Raw genomic sequence first — 5,294 nt, forward strand, 5'->3', positions numbered from 1 at the left:
ATATAAACCACTCATGAAGCAGTTGGTAATAAAAGATATTAAATTGAAATACCGGAGAAGTTTTCTGGGATATATATGGAGCATTCTGAATCCATTAATGATCATGATTATTATGGTAATTGTGTTTCGACAAATGTTTCGCTTTAATATTGAAAACTATCCGGTATATTTGATTATTGGTTCTACATTGTTTAGTTTTATGTCAGATGCAACCAGTCAGGCCATGTGGTCAATTATAGGAAATAGTGCATTGCTAAAAAAGACATATGTACCTAAATATATATTTGCAATATCCAAAATAACAAGCAGTTTCGTAAATACTTTATTTTCTCTTGGAGCTATGTTGATTGTATTTATTGTGTGCGGTGTGAAATTTAATTTTTATATGTTTTGGATTCCGGTTGTGCTGATACAAATTTATATATTTAGTATTGGACTTGGATTGCTATTGGCGCAGGGATGTGTCTTCTTCCGAGATATTCAGCATATCTATGCAGCAGTCTTAACAGCGTGGAATTATCTTACACCAATTTTTTATCCAATTGAGCAGCTTCCAGAACAAGTACAGCATTTAATTAAAATATTTAATCCAATGTATTCATATGTAGTACAATTCCGGACCATTGTTTTAAAAGGAGTATTCCCTGATATTAAGTGGATTCTTTACGGATTTACGGTAGCACTTATATCGCTGGTTGTCGGAAGCATTGTTTTTTCTAAAACACAGGATAAATTTATTTTATATATTTAGACGAGGAAAAAATGAAACAGAATGAAAAAAATGAAATAGCAGTTGAAGTAAAGAATGTAACAGCCAGATTTAATATGGCTTCTGAAAAGATAGATAATCTGAAAGAATATTTTATTAAGCTTGTAAAGCGAGAATTAATGTTTGAGGAGTTCCTTGCATTAAAAAACGTATCATTCAGTGTAAAAAAAGGTGAGTCCTGGGGAATCATAGGAATCAATGGCTCTGGAAAATCGACGTTGTTAAAGGTGATCTGCGGAATTTTAAAACCATATAAAGGAACAGTAACGGTAAACGGAACGATTGCTCCTTTAATTGAATTGGGCGCCGGTTTTGATGGTGATTTGACAGCCAGGGAAAATATTTACTTAAATGGAGCTGTTTTAGGGCATGACGAACAGTTTATGAAAGAGCATTTTGATGAAATAGTAGAATTTGCGGAGCTGGAAAATTTTTTAGATATGCCGATTAAGAATTATTCTTCCGGTATGGCAGCAAGACTTGGATTTGCGATCGCGACGGTGGTTAAGCCGGATATTTTGATTTGTGATGAGGTTCTTGCGGTTGGCGATTATGCGTTTCAGCGAAAATGTGAGAAAAGAATGAAAAAGATGCGAGAAGAAGGAACGACACTTCTGTACGTATCTCATTCGATGGAATCGGTTCGAAAAATCTGTGACAATGCTTTGTGGTTAGAAAAAGGAGTTGTCAGAGGCTGTGGAACTGTCCGTGAAGTATCAAGAGCGTATTTAAACAGCTTAAGTGGAAATAAAGGAGAGATGAAGGAAAAGGAGAAGGAAAATCCTTTTACTGATGAGACCTGCAGCTCACTGAGTATTTTCAGCGCTCCGGAGGCGAAAAGAGAAGGAACAGGACTGGTTCATTTTACTTCGATTGAACTGCTGGACAAAGAAGGAAAATCCAGTGCTTGTTTTGATACCGGAGATAAGATAACAATTCGTTTTCAATATGCAAGCAGAACTAAAAATATGCCGTTAAGTTTTGCATTTGGAATTGTTACAAAAGATCATACACCAGTTTATCGGACATCAACCGCATTGGAATATAAAAAAATGATTTTATCCGAGCATTGCGGAGTCATGGAATGTCATATTGATAAAAATTATCTTTTGGATGGTCAATATTATTTGGAAGCACGTATATGGGGAGAAAATTTAGTTCTTCATGACAGTCTGACAGATTTTATTGTGTTGGATATCAAGACAGCTGAGCGAAAAGAGCATGGATTTTTGGTAATGCCGCATGGATGGAACACATATCCAATAAAGTCATTTTTTGATCCGGAAACAAAATTCGGTTTTGAAATAACAGAACAGCAGAAAAAAGTATGGGCGATTGAATTGGAGATGGCAGATCGCCTGCTGACGGTGTGCAGGGAAAATAATTTAAAAATCTTCGCAGATGCAGGAACTATGTTGGGAGCAGTGCGCCACAAAGGATTCATTCCTTGGGATGATGATATGGATTTTGCAATGTTCCGGGAAGACTATGATAAGTTATGTGAGATTGCTCCCAGATATTTCACAGAACCGTATTTTTTTCAGAATGTGTACACGGATAAAAAGTATGTACATGGACATGCTCAGATTCGAAATAGCTATACAACTGGAATCCTAAGCGTAGAAGAAAGACAGAATAAAGAATTTAATCAGGGTATTTTTATCGATCTGTTTGTTTTAGAGAATGTTTCAAATGATGTACAGGTTGTAGAGAAGCAGAGAATGAACTGTGATGTATTAAAGCAATTTATTGTTGAAACGACAGATGGAAGAGAATTTGAATGGCCGGAGGATTTTGAAATTCCAGAGGAGTTGAAAGAAAATCTGAGTACAGACAATTGCTGGAAATATATAGATGATATGTTCCGGTCAGTCAAAGAGAAAGATGCAGATAAGGTGGCACCTTTAAACTTTATTTTTGATACAGAAAAGAGAATCAGAGACCGCCATATGTATGATGAGACAATTTGGATGGACTTTGAATATTTGAAAATGCGGTACCGGCTGGGTATGATGCATATCTGACAAACAGGTATGGAGATTATATGACGCCTCAGAATGTATCGAATACGCATGGAGGGGTAATTTTTGATACAGAGATGGATTACAAGGAATATCTAAGTAAATTGAAATGTAATGAAAATTAGTATAAAGGGATTGTTTTATGCAGAAAAAGAAATTCAAAATCGGGTATACAACAGGCACCTTTGATTTGTTCCATGTAGGGCATTTAAATATACTGGAAAAAGCAAAGGAAAATTGTGAATACCTTGTTGTAGGTGTAAGCACAGATGAACTGGTAAAAGAGTATAAAGGAGAATTTCCCATTATTCCTTTTGAAGACAGACTTCGTATTGTAAAGTCATTAAAATGTGTAGATCAAGTAATTCCGCAGAAAACAATGAACAAGCTGGAGGTATTAACGGAAATTAATTACAACGTTTTATTTCATGGAGACGATTGGAAAAATACGAAGATGTACAATGAAATAGAAGAAAAGTTGAAACAAAAAGGAGTTTCGTGTGTTTATTTTCCATATACAAAATCAGTTTCTACAAAAAGTATTAAAGAAAAAATAAGGGAAGAATATAAAGGCAGCGAAAGATGAAATGTTGGAAATACATATTAATGTTATGCGGATGCTGTGTATTATGTTCCTGCAGCAAACCAACTCAGGAAGCCAAATTTTATGACTATAATGTGATTGCTCATGCTGGGGGAGGAATAGATGGAAACATATATACAGATTCGTTAGAAGCACTCAATCAGTCCTATCAAAATGGGACAAGATTATTTGATATTGATTTGCGATTTACTTCTGATGATGAAATTGTACTGAGACACGATTGGACAGAAGTTGATTTGGGACAGCCAGAGTTTGGGTACTTATATCATATTGAGCGTCAGCGCAGTGAATATCTTCAAGAACAGATACCAAGAGAATATCTGCCAACTTTAGAGCAATTTAAACAAGCTCGCATCTTGTCAAAATATACACCGTTATCATTCAGAGACGTTGTAGATTGGATGAAATCCCATTCGGACGCGTATATGGTTTTGGATGTAAAAGAGGATGCAAAAGAAACATATACGTGGATTGTTGAACATTTTAAAGAAAATGATGAAATGCTGAATCATTTGGTTGTTTCCTGCTATGATGTCCAGGACTTAGAGGATGTATTAAAAATATATCCATTTAAGAATGTTATGTTAAGACAGCATGCAGTCTACCCAGATAAGTTTGATGAATTGCTTTCGAATTGTAATAAATATAAAGTTAAAGCGGTTAATATAAACTTACAATATGCTGATGATGAGAAAATAAAAGATATTAGGAAAGATGGAATCAAGATTTTTTGGGCGGTAGAAAATGACTTTGAGGAATATAAAAGTAAATATTTAGGCGATGGAGTTGTGAGTGATTGGATTACGGAAGATGAAATATGTAATTTGATTGATAAAGACTGAGGAGGAAAAAATGAATAAACTATTATCTGTTTCTATTGCAGCTTATAATGTGGAAAAAACATTAGAAGAAGTATTGGAGCCGTTTTGTAATATAAATAATAAAGAATTACTGGATGTTATGATAATAAATGATGGATCCAAAGACAGCACAAGAGAGATTGCTTTAAATTATGAAAAAAAATATCCAGAAGTATTTAGACTTATAGAAAAAGAAAATGGAGGATGGGGCTCAACATTAAATGTTGGTTTTAGAGAAGCAAGAGGAAAATATTTCAAACAACTTGACGGAGACGATTTCTTTTCTCCTGAAAATTTGGATGATTTTATAGAATATTTAAATGAAACTGATGCAGATATGGTATATTCTCCATTTGTTACATTTGAAGATAAGACAAATGCAATTATTCGCGTTATTGGAAGCTATGATTGCTTTGAGAGAAAAAGTCTTTATTACCTGAATGAAATACAAGACTTTATGCCGGCTATGCATGATATAGCAATTAAAACAGAGTTACTAAGAAAAAATAATGTTTCTATAACAGAACATTGTTTTTATACGGATGTGGAATTTGTTATTAAATCATACAATTGTTGCGAGACGATGTCTTATTATGAAAAACCTATATATTATTATAGAATTGCAAGAGAAGGACAAAGCATGAGTGTTTCTGGAGTGAAAAAACACTACTTAGATCATGAAAAAATGCTGTTTACCATGATTGATTATTATATGAAAAATGTTGATGATGAGGAAAAAAGAAAAACTATAGAAAATCGTTTGACGGGAGTATGCAATATGCAATATAGTTTTTATTGTCTTCTCCCAAGTGGGAAAAAATATAAAACAGACTTTATAAAATTCGATGATGAATTAAAGAAATATCCGTTCTTTTATAACAGAATCAATGGTAGATTAATTGAAATTTTGCGTAAATATAATTTCGCATTTTGATGAATTAAAGAAATATCCGTTCTTTTATAACAGAATCAATGGTAGATTAATTGAAATTTTGCGTAAATATAATTTCGCATTTTGTGGAATTATTGCAAAGCTGAAA

At 33.6% G+C, this 5,294-nt stretch carries 5 protein-coding genes and 1 pseudogene; all 6 read left to right on the forward strand.

What is annotated here, in order from left to right; translation table 11 throughout:
• Positions 1–751 (forward strand): ABC transporter permease (locus tag DWZ16_RS14965; RefSeq protein ID WP_147353438.1); only part of this gene is annotated, 751 nt, incomplete at its 5' end.
• 11 nt (positions 752–762) lie between these two features.
• Positions 763–1,485, forward strand: a pseudogene (locus DWZ16_RS16345) (ABC transporter ATP-binding protein); the annotation flags it as partial.
• A gap of 42 nt (positions 1,486–1,527) precedes the next feature.
• On the forward strand, positions 1,528–2,793 hold the full coding sequence (locus DWZ16_RS16350; RefSeq protein WP_243022053.1) for a LicD family protein: 1,266 nt from the start codon (positions 1,528–1,530) through the stop codon (positions 2,791–2,793).
• A 139-nt stretch (positions 2,794–2,932) separates the two neighbouring features.
• Entirely contained in the window at positions 2,933–3,376 is a 444-nt protein-coding gene (locus DWZ16_RS14975; protein WP_118467362.1) for an adenylyltransferase/cytidyltransferase family protein, read from the forward strand.
• Positions 3,373–4,236, forward strand: coding sequence for a glycerophosphodiester phosphodiesterase family protein (locus tag DWZ16_RS14980; RefSeq protein WP_147353439.1), 864 nt, complete (start codon positions 3,373–3,375; stop codon positions 4,234–4,236). The genes DWZ16_RS14975 and DWZ16_RS14980 overlap by 4 nt, the downstream gene beginning before the upstream one ends.
• A 10-nt stretch (positions 4,237–4,246) precedes the next feature.
• Positions 4,247–5,188: a glycosyltransferase family 2 protein gene (locus tag DWZ16_RS14985; protein ID WP_118523164.1), complete on the forward strand. Its 942-nt coding sequence runs from the start codon at positions 4,247–4,249 to the stop codon at positions 5,186–5,188.
• Positions 5,189–5,294 lie beyond the last annotated feature (106 nt).

It is taken from the genome of Clostridium sp. AF29-8BH (genome assembly GCF_003478145.1).
Classification (GTDB): Bacteria; Bacillota; Clostridia; order Lachnospirales; family Lachnospiraceae; genus Otoolea; species Otoolea fessa.